Origin of the sequence: Acinetobacter sp. YH18001 (assembly GCF_013416975.1) — a bacterium.
In the GTDB taxonomy this organism is placed as follows: Bacteria; Pseudomonadota; Gammaproteobacteria; order Pseudomonadales; family Moraxellaceae; genus Acinetobacter; species Acinetobacter pseudolwoffii.
The window spans coordinates 22,427-43,041 of sequence record NZ_VPEU01000007.1 but is presented as its reverse complement, the minus strand read 5'-3'; the positions used below and the strand labels follow the sequence as shown (position 1 = coordinate 43,041).

18 protein-coding genes are annotated in these 20,615 nt (G+C 42.0%); 6 read left to right on the top strand and 12 right to left on the bottom strand.

The window, feature by feature from the left end; all coding sequences use genetic code 11:
- Nucleotides 1-302: 302 nt before the first annotated feature.
- Nucleotides 303-1,202 carry a LysR substrate-binding domain-containing protein gene (locus FTV48_RS04175; RefSeq protein WP_005097107.1) on the top strand — a complete coding sequence of 300 codons (900 nt, stop codon included), beginning with the start codon at nt 303-305 and terminating at the stop codon, nt 1,200-1,202.
- Between the two features lie 232 nt (nt 1,203-1,434).
- Here FTV48_RS04175 and map read toward each other — a convergent pair whose 3' ends face one another.
- Entirely contained in the window at nt 1,435-2,229 is a 795-nt protein-coding gene (gene map, locus FTV48_RS04170) for a type I methionyl aminopeptidase (protein ID WP_074383204.1), read from the bottom strand.
- Between the two features lie 350 nt (nt 2,230-2,579).
- On the opposite strand from map, the gene brnQ reads away from it, so the two are divergent.
- Both brnQ and FTV48_RS04160 read left to right on the top strand, forming a co-directional pair.
- A complete protein-coding gene (gene brnQ, locus FTV48_RS04165) occupies nt 2,580-3,866 on the top strand; it encodes a branched-chain amino acid transport system II carrier protein (RefSeq protein WP_100355332.1) in 1,287 nt (428 codons plus the stop codon).
- A 584-nt stretch (nt 3,867-4,450) separates the two neighbouring features.
- On the top strand, nt 4,451-4,669 hold the full coding sequence (locus tag FTV48_RS04160) for a hypothetical protein (RefSeq protein WP_005097112.1): 219 nt from the start codon (nt 4,451-4,453) through the stop codon (nt 4,667-4,669).
- An 82-nt stretch (nt 4,670-4,751) separates the two neighbouring features.
- Here the strand turns inward: FTV48_RS04160 and FTV48_RS04155 are convergent, their stop codons facing one another.
- Nucleotides 4,752-5,210, bottom strand: a complete 459-nt coding sequence (locus FTV48_RS04155) for a hypothetical protein (RefSeq protein ID WP_005097113.1) — start codon at nt 5,208-5,210, stop codon at nt 4,752-4,754.
- Between the two features lie 117 nt (nt 5,211-5,327).
- Here FTV48_RS04155 and FTV48_RS04150 point away from each other — a divergent pair, with 117 nt between their 5' ends.
- Nucleotides 5,328-6,191, top strand: a complete 864-nt coding sequence (locus tag FTV48_RS04150) for an alpha/beta fold hydrolase (protein WP_074383206.1) — start codon at nt 5,328-5,330, stop codon at nt 6,189-6,191.
- Between the two features lie 152 nt (nt 6,192-6,343).
- On the opposite strand, the gene gltS is transcribed toward FTV48_RS04150, so the two are convergent.
- From gltS to FTV48_RS04115, 7 genes are all read right to left on the bottom strand, one after another.
- Nucleotides 6,344-7,567: a sodium/glutamate symporter gene (gene gltS / locus FTV48_RS04145; RefSeq protein WP_179999474.1), complete on the bottom strand. Its 1,224-nt coding sequence runs from the start codon at nt 7,565-7,567 to the stop codon at nt 6,344-6,346.
- A gap of 124 nt (nt 7,568-7,691) precedes the next feature.
- Nucleotides 7,692-7,913: a hypothetical protein gene (locus tag FTV48_RS04140; protein ID WP_100357038.1), complete on the bottom strand. Its 222-nt coding sequence runs from the start codon at nt 7,911-7,913 to the stop codon at nt 7,692-7,694.
- An 88-nt stretch (nt 7,914-8,001) separates the two neighbouring features.
- Nucleotides 8,002-8,652 (bottom strand): hypothetical protein, encoded by a 651-nt coding sequence (locus tag FTV48_RS04135; protein WP_225554091.1) that lies wholly within the window; start codon nt 8,650-8,652, stop codon nt 8,002-8,004.
- Between the two features lie 159 nt (nt 8,653-8,811).
- Complete coding sequence (locus FTV48_RS04130) at nt 8,812-11,451, bottom strand: bifunctional aconitate hydratase 2/2-methylisocitrate dehydratase (RefSeq protein WP_074383209.1); 2,640 nt, start codon at nt 11,449-11,451, stop codon at nt 8,812-8,814.
- A gap of 297 nt (nt 11,452-11,748) precedes the next feature.
- Nucleotides 11,749-12,018, bottom strand: coding sequence for a hypothetical protein (locus tag FTV48_RS04125; protein WP_005097192.1), 270 nt, complete (start codon nt 12,016-12,018; stop codon nt 11,749-11,751).
- Nucleotides 12,019-12,235: 217 nt separating this feature from the next.
- Entirely contained in the window at nt 12,236-12,595 is a 360-nt protein-coding gene (locus FTV48_RS04120; protein ID WP_005097193.1) for a hypothetical protein, read from the bottom strand.
- Between the two features lie 114 nt (nt 12,596-12,709).
- Nucleotides 12,710-13,144 carry an I78 family peptidase inhibitor gene (locus FTV48_RS04115; RefSeq protein ID WP_074383210.1) on the bottom strand — a complete coding sequence of 145 codons (435 nt, stop codon included), beginning with the start codon at nt 13,142-13,144 and terminating at the stop codon, nt 12,710-12,712.
- Between the two features lie 350 nt (nt 13,145-13,494).
- Between FTV48_RS04115 and xseA the strand changes: the two genes are divergently transcribed.
- Together xseA and xseB are read left to right on the top strand one after the other, a co-directional pair.
- Complete coding sequence (gene xseA, locus FTV48_RS04110) at nt 13,495-14,766, top strand: exodeoxyribonuclease VII large subunit (protein WP_159138307.1); 1,272 nt, start codon at nt 13,495-13,497, stop codon at nt 14,764-14,766.
- The gene (xseB, locus tag FTV48_RS04105; protein ID WP_005170556.1) at nt 14,756-14,950 is read left to right on the top strand and encodes an exodeoxyribonuclease VII small subunit; all 195 of its coding nucleotides are present in this window, start codon (nt 14,756-14,758) and stop codon (nt 14,948-14,950) included. Before xseA ends, xseB begins: the two co-directional genes overlap by 11 nt.
- 88 nt (nt 14,951-15,038) lie before the next feature.
- On the opposite strand, the gene FTV48_RS04100 is transcribed toward xseB, so the two are convergent.
- The 3 genes from FTV48_RS04100 to FTV48_RS04090 form a co-directional block, all read right to left on the bottom strand.
- Nucleotides 15,039-15,242 (bottom strand): hypothetical protein, encoded by a 204-nt coding sequence (locus tag FTV48_RS04100; RefSeq protein WP_005097198.1) that lies wholly within the window; start codon nt 15,240-15,242, stop codon nt 15,039-15,041.
- A gap of 313 nt (nt 15,243-15,555) precedes the next feature.
- The gene (locus tag FTV48_RS04095) at nt 15,556-15,756 is read right to left on the bottom strand and encodes a hypothetical protein (protein WP_179999472.1); all 201 of its coding nucleotides are present in this window, start codon (nt 15,754-15,756) and stop codon (nt 15,556-15,558) included.
- A gap of 335 nt (nt 15,757-16,091) precedes the next feature.
- Nucleotides 16,092-20,615 carry a translocation/assembly module TamB domain-containing protein gene (locus tag FTV48_RS04090; RefSeq protein ID WP_179999470.1) on the bottom strand — a complete coding sequence of 1,508 codons (4,524 nt, stop codon included), beginning with the start codon at nt 20,613-20,615 and terminating at the stop codon, nt 16,092-16,094.

The window sequence follows — 20,615 nt, the reverse complement described above, 5'->3', positions numbered from 1 at the left end:
TAGAGCTTAGAAAATAAATACCTTTTAACCTAGCATAATTATTCAAACTGATTGAACTTTACATCGACGGCTAATACGAAATTTATTTATTATCTAAGCTTATATATTGAATGGCAATTTTTTTAATGAATCACCACTTAGCTGTGGTGTAATGAGATTCCAGACATTATAAATGAGCGCCTATGTATCACATTATCGAGTGTGTTGGCTTTTAAATTTTAGTAACTTCAATATTTTTTTAATTGACAGAACGTAACAATCAATTTTTAATCAGCAGATTGTTGCATAAATGGAATTTTGGAATGCTGACTGATCTTGATGATTTTTACTGCTTTGCACAGGTGGTGGAACATGGCGGCTTTAGCGCAGCTGAACGTGCAACAGACATCCCTAAATCCAAGCTTAGCCGTCGTGTCCATAACTTGGAAGAACGTCTAGGTGTCCGCCTGATTCAACGCAGCTCGCGTCATTTTGCGGTTACCGATATTGGCATGAACGTTTACCGCCATGCACAGGTCATGTTAAATGCAGCACAGGCAGCACATGATCTGGTCGATCATCTTAGTACCGAACCGCGTGGTACGATTAAAGTCAGTTTGCCGGTTTTAATTGCCCAGAATGAAATCGCCAAAATCCTGCCAAACTTCCTCAAGCAATATCCAGAAATTAAAGTTCAGATGATGATCACCAATCGCCGGGTCGATATCATTAATGAAGGCTGTGATCTGGCACTGCGGGTACGCTCCAATCTGGATGACGATCCGAATCTGGTCATCCGTCAGTTTGAAAAAATTGAACAGCATCTGTTTGCAAGTCAAGGTTATCTCAATCAGTTTGGTGAGCTAAAAACCCCCGAGCAACTGGCTGAACATAAGATTCTGACTATGGCAGAAGATCATACCGAACAATTTCTGACCTTACAAAACGAGCAGCAAGAACAAAAGAAAATTCGGGTCAGTCCAACTGTATTGGGTTCAGACCTCAATATGTTGGCGCAACTTGCGGCTTCAAGCTGCGGGGTGACCTTATTGCCAGATAACGTGGTAGAGCAGTATGTGGCACGTGGCGAACTGGTACGGGTTTTACCTGACTGGAAAGCACCGCATGGTATTTTTCATGCGGTTTATCCCTCACGTCGCGGTCTGCTGCCTGCAGTCCGGGTATTTATTGACTATCTGGTCGCAGAATTAAACCATAGCTAATAAAAATATGGACAAAAAAATAGCTCATTCTTGGGGAAAAATGAGCTAGAGAAACAGGTCACTACAGCACAGTGAATAAAAAAGGAAACTTTGTAACTGATTCTCAGTCTAACCAGACTTCTATTTTCAAACCATTGTTTTGCTGTAGTGTTTTGTATATTTTTGTCAGCAAAAACGATGAACTTGTAAATTTGGCAAGTCAAAAGTTTTTAACAGAAATCCCGTCAAAATTTTAAATTTCCGGATAATCACCCGTGCCTTCAGGCCATGGAGAGAGTAATTCAAATCCGGTTTCGGTCACATAAACCATATGTTCCCATTGTGCAGACCACGATTTATCCGTGGTAACCACAGTCCAGCCATCTTTTAGTTCTTTGACACGAGCTTTACCCATATTTACCATCGGCTCAATGGTAAAGACCATACCCGGCACCAGCTTGATGCCTTGACCCGGCTGTCCATAATGCAAAATATTCGGTTGTTCGTGATAAACCTTGCCGATGCCATGACCGCAATACTCACGCACAATCGAATAGCCTTCACGCTGTGCAACGGTTTGAATTGCATAACCAATATCGCCTAAGGTAGCTCCCGGCTTCACTGCATGAATCCCGGCCAGCATCGCTGCATAGGTGGTATTGACCAGACGTCTGGCTTCTGGAGATGGCGTTCCCACATAATACATCCGGCTGGTATCACCGAAATAACCATCTTTGATGATCGCCACATCAATATTGATAATATCACCATCCTGCAACACGGTTTTTGAGGATGGAATACCGTGACAGACTACTTCATTCGGCGAAATGCAGGTGGTCTTGGTATAACCATAATAGCCAATATTGGCCGGTGTTACTTTTAGAGTATTGATAATAAAATCATGACAGAGATCATCCAGATATTCGGTCGTGACACCTGGCTTGACATGCTCCCCGATCATCGCTAAAACTTCTGCGGCCAAACGCCCAGATATCCGCAGTTTTTCAACATCTTGCTCAGTTTTAAGACTAATCGCTGGAGCTCGCATATACCTATCCTCACTATGAATCCCTGAATTATAATCCCTTTTTTGCGAAATATGTCGCAGTTGTTGAGTTTCAGCATAGCAATTTTCCTTGAAATAGGAATTTTCACTGCTGCTTATTTATACAAACAATAACTGACATATTTTGATATCAAGTGTAGATATCTTTTGAGCTTATAAGGAAAAATATATTTTTCAGCGAATTATCAAACATATATTTCTACCAAGATTTGAATGACCGGTTATGTGATCCGCAAACTCACTAGAATCAAGGCTTCCAGCTTTAAAATAAACTCCAAAAAATTGGACATATACACTAAAATCGCTTTCTTTTGTTCTATTGATCTCCCTTTATGACAAGTCTGCGTACCCGGGATATTGTCGCCCTTGGTTTTATGACCTTTGCACTGTTTATTGGTGCGGGCAACATTATCTTCCCACCGATTGTGGCTCAACAAGCTGGTGAACATGTATGGCTCGCTGCTTTAGGTTTCCTTATTACTGCAGTCGGCTTACCTGTAATTACCATTATTGCGTTGTCGCGCGTTGAAGGCTCCATTCAGGCACTCAGTTCCCCACTTGGTAAAGCAGCCAGTATTTTACTGACTGTGGTGTGTTACTTAGCTGTTGGCCCTTTATTTGCAACACCGCGTACTGCAACCGTTTCTTATGAAATTGGTTTTTCTTCTTACTTTGGTGATGAATCGAGCAGCCTGCTCATGTACAGCATCATCTATTTTTCTATAGTCACTGTGGTGTCTTTATATCCAAACAAGATTCTGGATACAGTTGGCTATTTCCTGTCACCGCTTAAAATTATTTCTTTGATCATTTTGGGTGTGGCAGCCGTAATGATTCCTGCCAGCAATCCACCGGCAGCGATCAATAATTACGTTACCAGTCCGGTGACTGAAGGCATCGTCAATGGTTATTTGACCATGGACACTTTAGGTGCTTTGGTTTTCGGGATCGTGATTGTGAAAGCGATTACTTCACGTGGTGTAACCGATAAAAAACTGATTACCAAATATGCGGTGAATGCCGGCATTATTTCCGGTATCGGTTTAACACTGGTGTATTTAAGTCTGTTTAAACTCGGACTCGGTAGCCACGAAATTGCACCGAATGCAGCCAATGGTGCCATTATCCTGCATGCCTATGTACAACATGCCTTTGGTGATATGGGTGCTTATTTCCTGTCTGGCATGATTTTTATTGCCTGTATGGTGACTGCGATTGGCCTGACCTGCGCCTGTGCCGAATATTTCTCCAGTTTGACTAAAATTCCATACAAGATTTTTGTATTTATTCTGGTCGGTTTCTCACTGATTATTTCAAATCTGGGTTTAACCAAACTGATTGCCGTTTCGGTGCCCGTATTGAGCGCGATTTATCCACCTGCAATTAATGTGATTTTATTGAGCTTCTGCGCTAGCTTCTTCAAAAAACCGTCTCATGTGATTGCACCAGTGACGCTAGTGGCATTTATCTTCGGTATTTTTGATGGAATAAAAGTTGCTGGTTTTGAATTGCCTGCCGTACTACAAAATTTGCCGCTCTCAGAACAGAATCTGGCCTGGTTTATTCCATCCATGATTGTATTGCTAATTGCAGCTGTGATTGACCGTATTAGAAACTAATCTTTCTAGGCTGTCTGATAAAGATCGTATTTTTACCCAAAATCCGGTTTTAGCGTGATCAATAATTGTCAGGTTTTACCCAAACGGACTTTTATTGTTTCTTACAGACAATATCAAATCATCGCTGTGTGTCTATTTACTCGTGCTTTTTCCAGAAAGTGTGATTCATAATTAGGCTCGAATGATCCTATTTTTAATATAAATATAAATAATTTTTTGAATTTTAGCTTTTAGATACATGTTGTTGCTGACTTAAACGATCTTGCCCCCTGACTTATACACAGTCTTACATTCTATTGATTAACACTACATATCTTTGGCGTAGAATTTGCATTTTCTATCTGCTCACATCAAACAATTGCTAGCTATTGTTTTCATGACGATATGGAGGTGTAATCTGAATATATAATGCTTTACTAATCAATTGATTATGTATTTTTACGACTAAAGAAGGCCATTTTGACCCTGAAAGTGCAGCCCGATGGTTGCAAAGGCTGATATTAAACAGTACAACTGTATGTTCAATTCTGACTAACTTAATCTGCTTTAGTCTTCAATAACATAAATAAATGGGAGGGATGGAGATGTTATCATTACATTTCAACAAGCAAGTCTTCATTGACGCTCTTAAAGCCAACGACACCAATCTGGTGACATTTATATGCACCACTTTTGCACTTATGCTGACTTTAACCGTCCATTGCTTAATTCAAGGTAATTTAAAACTTGAATACTTTGGTTATGCGCTGATCGTCTCAGCTGCTTTCTTCCTATGGGCTGCCATAGACCAGAAATACCGATAATCAAATTTTAAATTAGCCCAGATGGATGATGTGGCCAGTCATCCATCTGGTAAAAAAACCAAAATATTACTTTTAAGAATAATTAAAATAGCCCACCAAATGCGCCATAGAGTAAAATCCCCGTTCCTCCAAGTTCTGCAATAATTAATCCCAGCATTGCCAAGCTCATCAGACTGCCAGGTAGATGAAACCGACCCAGTTGATGCGGTTGCTTAAACTGATTGGTGGTATCTTGCAGGAAACCATGCAGCATATAAGCTGCAATCGAAAAACTAAAAAATACGATATTCACCAGTACGCAGATCAAATTCATGGCACTGGATAAATCGGAATAATATGCCAGAACTGCCAGAATTAGCGTCGCTGGTGCATATAGCAGACTGCTACGATGGGCAATATCGACATAATAATGTGCGCGTGACTGTGGTGATTGACGGATCTGCCAATACTTCCAGACCCCGGTAAACATCCCAATCCACAAGAATATTCCACTAAAAATAATGGCGATTTTAACGGCCAGTGCAAGTTCCATTGATAGCATAAGCTCATTCCATATCTATTATTTTACTGACTTTTAAGTCATGCTTTGCGCAAGCATCCCTTCAAAAACTGTATAAAGTTAAAGCTTCATCAGGAAGCTAAAATCATAGTGTATCGTATGTCTGAATTTGAAACATTGACTCTACAGTGCCAGGATGGCTATCACTTAAGTGCACGCTTTTATGCGGCTTCTTCAGAATCTGAAAAACGTCCGGTATTGGTCTGTCCTGCCACAGGTATTACCCAACAGTTTTATCATCATTTCTGCATCTGGTTGCAAGCTCAGGGCTATGCGGTACTGGTCTTTGACTTTCGGGGAATTGGTGAGTCACTCGCAGGCCCTTTAAAACAGTCCAAAGCCAGCATTGTGCAATGGGGTCAACTGGATATTCCCGCCGCGATTGATGCTTTATTAGCACGTACTCATGCAGAAAAAGTGATTTTGCTGGGGCATAGTGCTGGTGGTCAGCTTCTGGGGATCGTACCGAATTATGACAAAGTTGCAAAAGTGGTGGCTGTTGCTGGCTCAACCGGACATATCAAAGGACTTAAAGGTAAAACCAAACTGCTGGCGCCGGTCATGTTCAATCTCATTTTCCCACTGGCCCGTATGAGCAAAGGATATGCTCCAACTCAAGCGATTGGCATGGGCGAAAATCTGCCTAAAGATGTGGCGCGTGAATGGGCACAGTTCTGTAGCAAACCGGGCTATGTCATGAATGCAATGGGTAAAACCCTATTACCACGCTCAGATTTTCATGCTCAAATCACCTGCCCGATTATTTCGATCTGGTCATCGGATGATGAAATTGCAACAGAAGCAAATGTAAAAGATTTACTGCGTTTATACCCCAATGCAGACACTCAGATGATTGAGCTTCAACCTAAAAGATATGCGCATAAAGCCATTGGCCATATGCTGATGTTTAAAAAATCACATCAAAACTTATGGCCGGTGATTGAACAACAATTGACGGTTTAAATCAGATTTAGATGGTTATTTGCAAGCTGCTATGTTCTAATACACTCAGTTTGAGATGAGCCTCTTACAGTATATGGGCTTGACCTATATACGACTAGCCCCTAACCATGGGGCTTTTTATTGCATGTATGATTTTAAAAACGTATTAACATTTAGCCGAAAAATGCAATGATGCTTTGGATCACCACAGCATTCACAATATCAATAAAAAATGCACCACACAGCGGTACAATTAAAAAAGCTTTATGTGATGGACCATAGCTATTGGTCACCGCCTGAATATTGGCAATCGCTGTCGGTGTTGCCCCCATACCAAAACCACAATGCCCTGCCACTAATACTGCTGCATCGTAATTTTTGCCCATGATTCTAAAGGTCACAATTGCGGTAAATAAAATCAATACCGCTGTCTGCGCCAATAAAATGGTAATGAGCGGACCTGCCAAATCGGCCAGTAACCAGAGTTGCAGTGATAGTAAAGCCATAGATAAATACAGGGATAAAGACGCATTGCCAAATACATCGATTGCACGGTCGAAGATATCGACTTTCAGCACATGCTCCAAGCCATTACGCACAATCACACCTGTGCCTAAAGCCCATACAAAAGTAGGCAATTCAAACCATCTTCCCTGACTGAAGTCTGTCATCTGATTGGCGACAAAAATACACAGGGCAAACATCCCCAAAGTCGACACGGCATTACTGGATGTAATCAATCGGGTTTTCTTTGGATATTCAAAGGGCGCAGTGTTGATGTGCGATTCGAGCTGCTGTTCATTGGTCTCTTGCGCTACTGTTTCAGCCAGTTGGTTGCGTTTAATCAGGAACTTGGCAACTGGACCGCCTACAAGTCCACCAATAATCAAGCCAAATGTGGCACTTGCCATACCGAGAACAACTGCTCCCTGGATTCCATATTGAGTCTCCAGAACCTCGCCCCAGGCACCGGCGGTACCATGACCACCCGTTAAGGTGACAGAACCAACAATCAACCCGATCAATGGGTCAAGTCCAAGCGCTGTGGCTAAACTCATACCAACCGCATTTTGCACGACTACAAATAAAATGACACAGACCAGAAAGATCAGGAGCGATTTTCCGCCTTCTTTCAGTTTCAAAAAGTCTGCACTTAAGCCAACAGAAGTAAAGAACATCAGCATCAGGATGGTTTGAATCTGTGCGTCAAATGTGGCACTGATATTAAACAATTTATAGAAAATAAAGGCCGTAATCGCTGCGACTAAACCACCGATTACAGGTTCAGGTAAGTTATAGTTCCTAAAGAAGCTAATTTTACTAACAAGATACCGCCCAATAAAAAGAAAAAAAACAGCAATTACTAGAGTGCCAAAGGCATCTATTTCATAAGTCATAACATTCCCTATTGGCTTTATTTTCATACAGTTTTGGGAAAGAGAGATGAAAAATCAATCACAGAAATGTAATGCAAGTTATTGTTTCTAATAATTGTTTAATTTATAGCCTGAATAGACGCAATTAACGTGATGGAATATCATAAACCCAGTTGCGCGCTTGCTGATCTGTGGTGCTTTCACAGACGTAATAATCATGATTCCAAGCATCTGGATGTAAAATTTCTTTTTTATAGTAAGTCACATTTTTAGACTTTTCGACACAGACAAAGCTATCGCCTTGGTCTTTAACTTGGGTTCCGTTAAGGAAACCGCCAATACAGAGAAATCTAGATTGTTTGGGCATTTTACGTCAACTTTCAATAATTTTTAATGTTTGAATTAAATAATATATTTAATAAATGTGTAATTTACAGAAGTTTTTTAATATATGACTATCTGAAAAATGATATTACTTTACATTCTTCATAAAACCACATTTGTACTACCAGCATATTATTAAAAGTGTCTTGATAAAATGCATATTGGAAAATCTCAGGATTATCGCCCTTTCTTTTAATATTCTTAAATTTATTAGAATAATAATCCTCCATTTGACTTTGTTGTTCTATCCAATTTTTATCAGGGATTGGTGAGAATAGAGGAGTTGAGTGTATTGACCCCTTATATTTCTTTCCAAATTCATAATAATAAAGTCCTAGAGCACAACATTTTAAAACTTCTTTTAATCTATCTCTATCTATTGTTAACTCTAAAGCCTCAAAAATATCTTCTGACTCTGGATCTTTTATTTTTACTGTTCTAGCTGTCGATAGTAATTTTTCTTTTAGTTTAGCAATTCGATCCTTTCTGGTCCAAGAACGCATTACCTTACTTTCAAAATTTAAAAGTCCATATTTACCCGTTTGAATCGTCATTGACAAAACATTAAACAGATATTCATCATCACCTGACTTCTTACAATTATGATCCACGCATGAAGGTACTTTGATTAGGGCTTTCCTTAAATCTAGGCTAATATCTTTTAAGTCCTTCTTTTCTGGAAATAAGCATTTTGGTGGCACGTGTTCTTTTGTTGTCGCCAAATTATCACACATATAGCAAGTCTGATTATTCATATAAAAAAATAAGGGCTGATTACTCAGCCCTTATCTTATACCGCTTATTGCTTAATTAACAAAGCAAATCATAGATTTGCTCTTGCGCTAGGGAAAAGCCTTTCGGCTTTTCTTAATCCTAGCTCATTAAGTCAATTGAGCAGCAGCAATTTTCTTCGTATCAACATTCGCAGCAGCGTTAGTATATTCGCTCATCTTGTCGAAGCTTAAGTATTGATAGATGTCAGCTGACATACTATCAATTTGAGCTGCATATTGTTGGTATTCTTCTGGAGTTGGTAATTTACCCAATACAGCAGCAACAGATGCAAGTTCAGCAGAAGCCAAGTAAACGTTAGCCCCCTGACCTAAACGGTTCGGGAAGTTACGTGTAGACGTCGATACACAAGTTGTGTTCGGAGCTACACGTGCCTGGTTACCCATACATAATGAACAACCTGGCATTTCAGTACGCGCACCAGCTTTACCATAAATATTATAGAAACCTTCTTCCATCAACTGATGTTCGTCCATACGCGTTGGCGGAGCAATCCACAAACGAGTTGACAATGCACCACCTGGAACTTTCTCTAACAATTTACCAGTCGCACGGAAGTGACCAATGTTTGTCATACAAGAACCAACGAATACTTCGTCAATTTTCACGCCTTGAACGTCAGAAAGAAGTTTTGCATCATCTGGATCGTTCGGGCAGCAAAGAACAGGTTCTTTAATGTCAGCTAGATCGATTTCATACACTTTCGTGTATTCAGCATCCGCATCCGCTTTAAGCAGTGATGGATTCGCTAACCATTTTTCCATGTTCTCAACACGACGAGCCATTGTACGCGCATCGCCATAACCTTCAGAAATCATCCACTTAAGCATAGTGATGTTTGAACGAAGGTATTCAGCAACTTTCTCTTCAGAAAGCGTGATCGAACAACCAGCAGCTGAACGTTCAGCAGAAGCATCAGACAATTCGAATGCTTGCTCAACAGTCAGGTCAGTTTCCATTTCTGTCAAATCGATCTCAAGGATACGACCAGAGAAGATGTTTTTCTTACCTTTCTTCTCTACAGTTAAGTCACCCGCTTGAATTGCGTAGTAAGGAATTGCATGTACCAGGTCACGTAGTGTGATACCAGGCTGCATTTTACCTTTGAACTTCACAAGTACAGATTCAGGCATATCAAGTGGCATAACACCAGTTGCTGCAGCAAAAGCTACCAGACCAGAACCCGCCGGGAACGAAATACCGATTGGGAAACGAGTATGCGAGTCACCACCAGTACCCACAGTATCCGGAAGAAGCATACGGTTTAACCAAGAGTGGATAATACCGTCACCTGGACGTAAAGACACACCACCACGGTTCATGATGAAATCAGGAAGCGAGTGTTGCATTTGAACGTCAACTGGCTTTGGATACGCAGCGGTATGACAGAAAGACTGCATAACAAGGTCAGCAGAGAAACCTAGGCAAGCCAAGTCTTTCAATTCGTCACGCGTCATTGGACCAGTGGTATCTTGCGAACCAACAGTGGTCATCTTAGGTTCACAGTAAGTACCTGGAAGTACGCCTTGACCTTCAGGAAGACCACAAGCGCGACCAACCATTTTCTGTGCTTGAGTGAAGCCTTTGCCAGTTGCAGCAGGTTGAACCGGAGTACGGAACAACGTAGATACTGGAAGACCTAAAGCTTCACGTGCTTTAGTGGTCAAACCACGACCAACGATCAGGTTAATACGACCGCCAGCACGAACTTCGTCTAGAAGTACAGGTGTTTTAAGATCAGCTTCAGCAATTACAGCACCGTCTTTAGATGCAGAAACTTTCGCAGCAGCATGATCGATTTTAAGAACGATTTCATCGCCCATGTTCATGTTGCCAACATCGATCTCGATCGGTAATGCACCCGCATCTTCCATCGTGTTGAAGAAAATTGGCGCAATTTTAGAACCTAGGCAGTAACCACCGTCTTTTTTGTTCGGGATATGAGCAATGTCATCACCAAAGAACCAAAGCACAGAGTTGGTTGCAGATTTACGAGATGAACCTGTACCAACAACGTCACCTACGTAAGCAACTTGGTTGCCTTTCGCGATCAATTCTTTGATTTGGTTTAATGGACCAACTTCACCAGGAACTTCCGGGTTGATTCCGTCACGTACGTTTTTCAACATTGCATTTGCGTGCAATGGAATGTCCGGGCGGCTCCAAGCATCTTGTGCAGGTGACAAGTCATCAGTGTTGGTTTCGCCAGTGACTTTGAAAACTGTCAGTTTGATTTCTTCAGGAACGTCTGGACGTGAAGTAAACCATTCAGCATCAGCCCAAGACTGCATAACAGCTTGTGCATTTGCATTACCCGCTTTTGCTTTATCAGCGACATCGTGGAATGCATCAAATACAAGAAGCGTTTTCTTAAGCGCTTCAGCAGCAAGCTCAGAAAGTTCAGCGTTGTCTAAAAGTTCAACTAAAGGCGCTACGTTATAACCACCAAGCATAGTACCTAGCAAGTAAACCGCACGTTCTTTAGAAATAAGTGGAGAGGTTGCTTCGCCTTTTGCCAATGCAGCCAAGAACGCAGCTTTTACATATGCAGCTTGGTCAACACCTGCTGGTACACGGTTTTCAAGCAAATCTACCAAGTATGCTTCTTCACCAGCTGGCGGGTTAACTAGTAGTTCAACTAATGCAGCGGTTTGGGCATCGTCAAGTGGCTTCGGTGGGACTCCGAGTGCGGCACGTTCTTCAACGTGTTGGCGGTAAGCTTCTAGCACAGTGTTATTCCTCTTTTTTAAAAAATTACTTATGAATTCCTGCTTATTCCAAGCTTCACAAATAATATGGACTCCGAAATTTTACTAAATTTCCAGTTAAAAGTTAATGCAACTCAAGTGTTTCTTTGTGATGCTCGTTATTTTATAACTAAATGATGCTCTTAATGATTATTCAATAATCACTTTTAGATCAGATCTCAAGAAACAAGCCTATGAGCAGGCCCTTTTAACTGAATTTAATGCATAAAAAAGGCAACCATGATGTTGCCTGATTTGAAGTTAAAAAGATACTCCACCTTAGTGTACAGTGGTCGAGTTTAAATATTGCTGATATGAATCCCGGCAGCCTTTGAATTTCACCACGCATTCATCTTCACACATCGTGCTGTGATTATTGCTGGCAAAGGAAATATCCACCTGATACAGCTTTTTTTCTTGTTCTAGCACCTTCTTTAAAAATACTTTGTCGCCTACGCTCAGGACATAGCGACTACCAGCAATAATGACTACACCATGTTCATCTTCTAAGAGCAGATCAGAATGATGTAAATATCTGACGACTTGCATATTGTGTTACTCCTCGGGTAATTGGAGTTAAATTCATTATTCAATATAAAGATAAGTATTTCTATATTTTAGATTTAGAAATTGTCACAAAGTGTACATTTTGCTTAGGCTATTTTTATTATTCATTAGATGTTTTTTTGTCTTTTATTCGGGTTGATAGTTTTTTTTAAAGAGATGCTGCATTATGCCCGATTCAGCCATTAAAAAAAACCGTTCCCTAGAACGGTTTGTAATCTGGTAATTCATCATGCGGCGTGGCAATACATTTTTCAGTAAACTCAGCGCGGACTTTTTCACGGGCTGCTTTTACATCTGCCTTAATCTCTTCGGCTGGAAGTGCGTAGACTTCATCAATAATGTTCAGAATAAAACCTTTGGTGGTTTCATCATCGATCTTGAGGGCATGCTCGATTGCTTTCTCTTTCTCAATCGCATTCTGACGATCCAGCATAATGGTCCGCGCGGCATTCCCCACACTTCGACAATAACCTTGCCACTGCTCTTCAGGGGTTAAGGGTTTCTTCTCGGCACAACCGGCCAGAGCCAGCATAAACGATAAAGCCAATAACTTTTTCATGAGTTTCTCCTTCCGAGGGGCAATATAAAAGATCGGGGAAGATTTGTCATTTAAAATGCCAGTATGACTCTAAATTTAAAAAAGCCCATCAATGGGCTTTTGTTTTTTAAATACTTAACCGCATGAAGCCTGAATAATTTTTTTGCTGGCAGGATCTACGGTTACTGTCACACGCTCTTCACGATAATCCATGGTGACTGCTTGACCCGGCTCGACCATACGTACAATCTGCGCCTGGGTTTTCTGTTTGATTTGCGCTTCAGTCAGGTTGGACTGACCAACCAATGTCATCGCCTGATCGGCAATACATTTAGGCTGGTTCATATGCAGCAACTCCCACTCTTCTACCACCTGTCCATTCTTTAAATGACAATATCCAACCTGGCCATTACTTTCATTACGTATTTCAAGCTTGCCACCCTGATTGACACAATAAGTGCTCGCCGGATTTGGCATACCTATTTTGGGCGCTTCCGTTTCTGATTGTGGTGTAGTGGTACAGGCGCTTAAAGCAACCGCCAGCAAACCGAACAGCATTGTTTTTTTCATGAGCGTGTATTCTTCTTCAATAATTCTGCACTAATTTAGCATATTTCCATACCTTTTCTAGGCACAAGTCTGTGTACATTGTTAATCAAATACCTTCAATAAGGTTTAATAATAAAAGTATTGCTAAATTCAGTATTGCTATCTTGCCAACTATTTGATTGATGAAGATAGAGATGCAGGGAATCTGTTTAAATTGAAACGAATACGAATTTAACGTTCTCAATGAAGTGATTCTTCATTCCATCATCAACACAATGTCATTACATAAAGTTTAAGTGACTGCATTTTTAGATTTGTGATCTTGAGCAGATTGATTTACTATTTGATTGAATTTTAAACTTTATACTGGCATGACAGACGATCTCCAACTCTCCCTCAAGGAATATCTTGCGACAGTTCAGGAAGCGGTCAAACTCACTTTCGATACGCCGGTATGGGTCAAAGCTGAGATTCGCAACCTTAGTACCAAAGCAGGTCATTATTATCTGGAACTGGCAGAAAAAGAGGCTGATAGCGATCAGGTCATTGCCAGTTGCCGAGCCACCATCTGGAAATTTAGCGCCCAGAAAATTGTCACTCAATTTGAACGTGAAAGCGGGATTGAATTAAGTCGTGATCTCAAAGTTCTGATTAAAGTCAAAGCCAATTTTGATCCACAATATGGTTTTTCTTTAAATATCGTCGAGATTGACTCGGGTTATACCTTGGGTGATATTGCCCGGCGTTATCAGCAGATTATTGACAGGCTAAGCGCTGAAGGGCTGATTCAGCGTAATAGAAACCTGCCCAGCCCTTTTGATTTGAACCGAATTTTAGTGATTGCTCCCGAAAACGCAGCAGGTCTCGGAGATTTCAGAAAAGATGCCGATGCACTACATCGTGCGCAAGTTTGCGAGTTTATCTATCACACTGCGACTTTTCAGGGAAATTCTGCCCCGCAAAGCATTATGCAGAGTCTGGCACAAGCTCTGAAACAATGGGCGAAAACCTATGACACTGCGCCAGATTTAATCGTCATTATTCGGGGTGGCGGAGCAGTCAATGATCTGGCTTATTTAAATGATTATGATCTGGCTGCCCTGCTCTGTAAACGCTCGGTTCCGATTTGGGTGGGCATCGGACATGAAAAAGACCACACCATTCTGGATGAGATTGCGCATCGCTCCTTTGATACTCCGAGTAAAGTCATCGCCGGAATTCGCAATCATATAGTCGAACTCACACAAGATGTCTTGAATTATTTACAGCGGATTCAGCGTTTATCTCAACAGCAAATTCAGGCCTACCAAAATCAGAATGATCAATTCTTAAAACTCATTCAAAGTCTGGCCAACAGCCAAATTATGGATGCCCTGCAACGTCTGCAACAGATCAAGGCCAATACCTCCAGTCTGGCTCAGCAACATACCCAACTAATCAATCAGCAGCTAGATGCCCTGATGCGGGAAACGCTATTGCAAAACCCACGACATGTTTTATCTAAAGGTTATGCCATCGTACGTCAGCAAGAACATGTGGTGGGTTCTATCAACCAGATTCAGCCCAGCGATCCGGTTCAGGTAGAACTGCAGGATGGCATTTTTTCAGCACAACTTATACAGGTACTTCCCCATGACTCATGATACTTTAAGCTTCCAGCAAGGCTATGACATCTTGAAAAAGAATGCGGAATTGCTCGAATCTCAGCAAGAACCGGACATTGATAATCTGATGAAAATCGTGGAAGAATCCATGAGCGCCTATAAAGCCTGCAAGGCACGTGTTGAAGCGGTGCAAAGTGCGCTAAATGACACATTTAAAGATTAGTGATTGAATGACTCTAGTTGAGTAGCTTAGGCTATTTAAGCATCTTTATATCATAAAAAACCCTCAAAAAATGAGGGCTTTTTTCAATTTAATTTACGCTATGAATATCCAGTTCCTCATTACTTGCCAATACGACAGAGGCTAAAATTGGCACCCCCAGAATAAAGGGTACAGCGAAGATCCATAAAACCACAGTCACTTCTGGATCAAAGAAAAATTGAATCGAAAGCGCAGTCAAAATAAGTACAGCGAATAGAATCATTGCAAAACGGATTATAAATTTAGTCGCCATGCGAACATACTCTGATGAGTGAAATTGTACTTTCAATATACACCTAATTTTATTAAGGCTTTATTGATTTTCAATTTATTATGATCTGATTTGATTGATTTTTTATATTTTAGCGCTGATTTATTGCTTCATTCATTTTTCTTAAGGATGTAACAGAAACATAATTTCAGCCATATTTCACAACTTTTTTGCAGCCCATTGCGCTTAAATTCTGATATTCATTGCTTCTACAGGTGTATACCCAAAGCACTGTACTTCATGACAAAGAAAATCACGAACATAAAAAGCCCAATATTGAATTGGACTTTTTTCTTTACTCTTCAACTTCTATGGGATTACCACCTTCAGGGCGAATATGCCGCGTGCCATCATCTGCAGGATCAACACTTGAACCATCTTTGGTAATCGTGTTGTACAGCTCATCCTCTTTCTTATCATCGATAAACTCTTCATCTTCGAAATCTTGAGGCTCATTGTCATCATCGAAGTTTAACGGCTTTTCTTCATCTATCATGGCGATCCATCACTTCTATAACCCAGAAAATATCATGCTCAAACATTTGATCGTTTCATTCAAGGGTCAAGCATGATCATTTGTGTAACCGGGTCTATATTGCGGTTTTCAAGCCAGATACATATCAATAGATACTAGCGTTCTTTGATAAGTCATTTTTTAATCATTATAAATAAAATACCCTCATCCTCTTGCGAAGCAGTGCTTCTCATCCCAGAAGGATGAGGGTATTTTCAGCATCTATTTAAATATGAATAAATTGAACATTTTTTGATCAATTAAAGATATCTAATGAAATCTAGCAATCATTTAAAAATATTTATCTGTCCTTATGATTAGAAACGCCAGTTATAGAACAAGTCAATTGCACGTTCTAAGGACTGACTCGCTTCCAAGTAAAGACGCTGATTCACCTGATAACGTAAAGTCAGCTTGTTCACCGGGGTAAACACCCCAACACCATAACGAAGATATAAATCAGGGGTAATATAGCCGGTCACCGACACCTGGGTATCATCCCCTGTCCCTTGTGCATCTAGTGCCAAACCACTCAAGCCAAAAGTCCGTCCAATCTGGTTGGTGAGCGCGCGGGTTCCACCCAGGCCCAGACTGATACCTGCTGCGGCAATGGTATTATTCACATCAGATCTGAATCCTTCAGCCTGACTTAAACCGGATGCACCTTCGTTGATACGACCAGTAATCAAGGCATTTAAAGCTTCCTGCTCTGACAAGCCAGCATCATTATAAATCTGAATATTTGGACTTGAAGCAGTGCCCGTCACCCGTACCCCGACCGTACTTCCCTGAACCGACTTATTGGCATCAACATCCAGCGTCGGATTGGTCAACTCACCATTAAAACGGGCAATGGCACGGTTCAGATCCAGACTCTGACCATAAGCTTCGATTTTCACCCGCTGTGATACCCCGATCGCACCATTGGCACGCATCGCAGTTTCCAGACCCCGCTGTGACAGATTGACCCGGCCCAATAGCGGAATACGGCTATCAAAGCCCTGGAATATCACTTGATTACCCAGAGAAACCGCCACATCAGCCCGAATATCCCAAGGACGGGCCGATTTGAGAATAGCCAGCTGGTCATCACCTTCACGCACCACACGTACATCTGAAGAAAGTCCAACCACAGGTTCTGAGGCTTCAGGCATAGAAATTAGTGCACGTGGCACATCAACCGTACCACTTAGACTCAGCTTTTTATTGAATGGATACATGTCCAAAGTTAAATCGGGCGTAACCACGGCAGTAATTAAAGGTGCCTGACGAATCAGCAGATTTTCACCTTGCAGTTTTAACTGCACTCGCGGATCACCTTTCCAGTCGACTGAACCGGTCAATTTACCCACGCCACGACCACTGTTAAATGCACCATTAATACTGGCAGAATTCTGACGTATCGATGAATACAACTGCACATTGGTCAGATTCACCGGCAAGGAGATCATGCTGATCGAAGCATCTTTGACTCGAACCTCACCTTCCAGCAAAGGATCAGTTAAGGTTCCACTCACTTTTCCGGCATAGGACAAGGTGCCATCCAGATTACGGATGTCCTGAATAAAGGGTTTAAAGACTTTAAGCTGCACCTGATTAAAGGCAATTTCGCCACGCATCGGTTTACTGTCCCGATATGGATCAATAATGACATTGGCATACCCTGTCCCGATATCCGGAGTTTTTACATCCAGTCGAACTTGCAAGCCTTCTGCGACACTTTTTGCCACCAGACCCACTTCATCATATTTTAGGGTAGAACCTAAATAATCCGGGTCTTCCGAAGATAAGCCGACCACACCACTTCGGGTGACCAAACGCGCATCAATTTTTGGTTTAGCACCTTGCGCCCAGGCTGCCTTGGCATAACCATTCACTTTACCGGTCAATGCCAGTCCTTCAGGCAGGAATGCACTGAAATCATCCAGATCCAGGTTTTGGGTCACAAAGGATACGCTGCCACGGGTTTTATTGACCCGAATCGGTTGATCAAAACACAACTGGCTTTGCTGACTCATCCAGCAATGTGCACCGACAAACAGATCAGACTGGGCCGCATTATAAATCACTGCCGCATTTTGACGCTGTACCAAATGAGCACGCAAAGAGTCAAAATCACCTTTTTGAATCTGACCCAGCCAGTTATTTTGTGCATTAAAGCCACCGGCCAGCTGCACAAAGAATTTTGACAGTTTATTTTCTGCCTGAACTTTAAGGATATGCGCCGCACGAGTACCGGCAAGTGATATTTCCCCGCGTACAATTTCCCGTGAACCGCTACGCAAGCGATCCATTGTGGCAGTTAATAAGGTTGCTGTGGTCTGCGAGGTCGGCAACTGTCCGCGGACACGAATTTTTTGCACACTCATCAGGTTTTTAAAGGCAAAATTATCAATCGAAAGATTTGCCGAAGCCTGCAAACGTGGCTGCGCCTGCATATTGATATAGCCCTGTGCACGACCTCTTAAGCCCGGATATAACTCATACAATGCTGGTGCGTTGACTTTGAGTTGCAGATTCTGCGCATTGCCAGTGGCCTGAATCTGGTTGCTGGCATAAGACAGGAACAGGTTATTGGCTTCAAACTGCTCTGGGACAAAACCACGCTGATTTGAATTAATAATGACTGATAAATTACCTGTGCCTCGTACCGGCTTGTTATTTAACATACCGGCCAGATTCAAACGCTGGATCTGAATGCGTTTTAAGGCATCTGACCAAACCCCTTGGGTTTTTACATTGCCCGACAACTCGCCTTTCAGGTTGGCATTAAAATATTGCGGCTTAAAGCGGATTAATGAAGCGTTAATATCCCAGCCAATACCATTTGCCAGATTCACCAGACCATTGGCATTAATCTTGCCAGCGATACCATCATGACGCAATTCATTGACTCTCAATACTTCTGGTGTACCTGAAACACGCAGTTTCAGGATTCCCTGACTGGCTTGCAACTGACTGGCATTTAAAGCCCCATCATAATTGACTGCATAGCCTCTAAAACCACCGCCGGCTTTTTCATTATGGAATAATAAAGCAATGGTACTGTTACCGGTCAGACGTACTGTTTCGTTCTGTTCTGCCAGGCGCCCAGTCAGGTCTACATTAGACAGTTTAATAATCTGCTGATTGGGTTGTGCATAGCCATTGGCCTTGATCTGGCCATTTAAACGGTCTATCGGTGAAGCCGCAGCCAGACTTCGGGTATTTAAGTCCTTGGCGTTTAATAATGCAGTCCATTTCAACTGGCGTTTTTCTTGTGGCAGTTCAATTCGCGCATGACCGCTTAAGCTACCTGCCTGTGCATTGGCGCTATAATTGAAGCTCGGCACATTTAGAATATTATTTTTCAGATCCAGTTTGGCCTGATACATGCCTGCTGGCAGAAGACCTTGTTCGTGCTGTTCGACTTTGGTTGCCACATGAATATTCTGCTGGCCTTCGACCAGTGCCAGTTTCACATCGCCAGACTGACTGCTGAGCCAGCCGACATAGGGTACGGCGCGGTCGATATTTTGCCAGGCAACATCCAGAAGAATCGGTTGTGCTTTATTGTCTTTAACCGGATTCTGATCCAGTTTGATATTCCAAGTTTCATAACGGTCAAAATCTACCAGCGCCGTCAGATGCAGGCCATTTTCCAGATTGCCTTTTGAGGCAATATTGCCATCCAGGCTAGGTGGTAAAAAGTCTTGTACGACTTGCGGGATACGTTCATACTTAGGATCAATTCCGTTTAATCGTCCGTTCAGATCCCAGCTTACCTGTTCGTTCCAGCCCACTGTCCCGGCAAGGCTAACCGCACCTTTCATCAGCTGGCCATTCAGATCGGTAATATTGAGCTGATTGACCAGATCGGTATACATCACCGCGTTATACTGGCCTTGTGGAATATTTTCACCGATCAGGTCGGTACGGACGTTCAAGTCCAGACGATCGATATCTCCATTGAACTCGGCAATCCCGTCTTTCGTAAACAGTTTCTGCTCAGTCAGAATCGGCCAGTTATAATCCTTAAATTTTAACTCGCCACGCATCGGCACCTGGGGCCGCATTGGATGTACGATGGCCCAACCGGTTAATAAATCGGGTGTATTGGTCGCTACGCCTGCCTGAATCGTATCCAGCGTGCCACGCGCCCGAACCTGAATATCATGAATATTCAAGCTGTCTCTTAAAGAAGGCAGATTGACGATTGCGCGGGCATCCAGTGGATATTTGCCTTCAAACTGCATTTTACCCGTCGCTTCACGCACCGAGAGATAACCCATATCCATGCGGGAATCTTCAAAGTTTAATTCGGTACCAGACCAGAGCGCATCATTTAATTCGATATTATAAAAATCAACTGCCGTGGTTTGGGTTTTAATCACCAGATGATCAAGGAGCAGATGATCGACGCGCAGCACAAAAGGCAAACGGATGGCATTGAACTTGAAAGGTTCGCTGCTAGACGGAGTTTTATTAATAATTTGCAGGTTACGGACATCTGCTTCATTCAGATGAATTTCTTTTTTGATGATCGCCCGCCAGCCCAGTTTTACATCAGCACGATCAATTTTGACATCGACCGGTTTCAGGCTGACCAGCACATTTTTAAGAATAATTCCACGCCATAAATTTCCGCCTTCATATTCATAATGAATAATTTGCTGGCGTTGTAATACCTGATCTAGCAGGAACTTACTGCCCTGATTGGTCGAAAACAGCAGCGCCAGCACAGAGAGCAGGAAAATGAGTGAGAAAAGTACCGACAACAGGATACTTCTCAATATACGGCGCTTTTTCGGCACAACGCTATCTTGTGGTTGTTGTTCTGGCTGTGGTTGGTTCTCGACCAT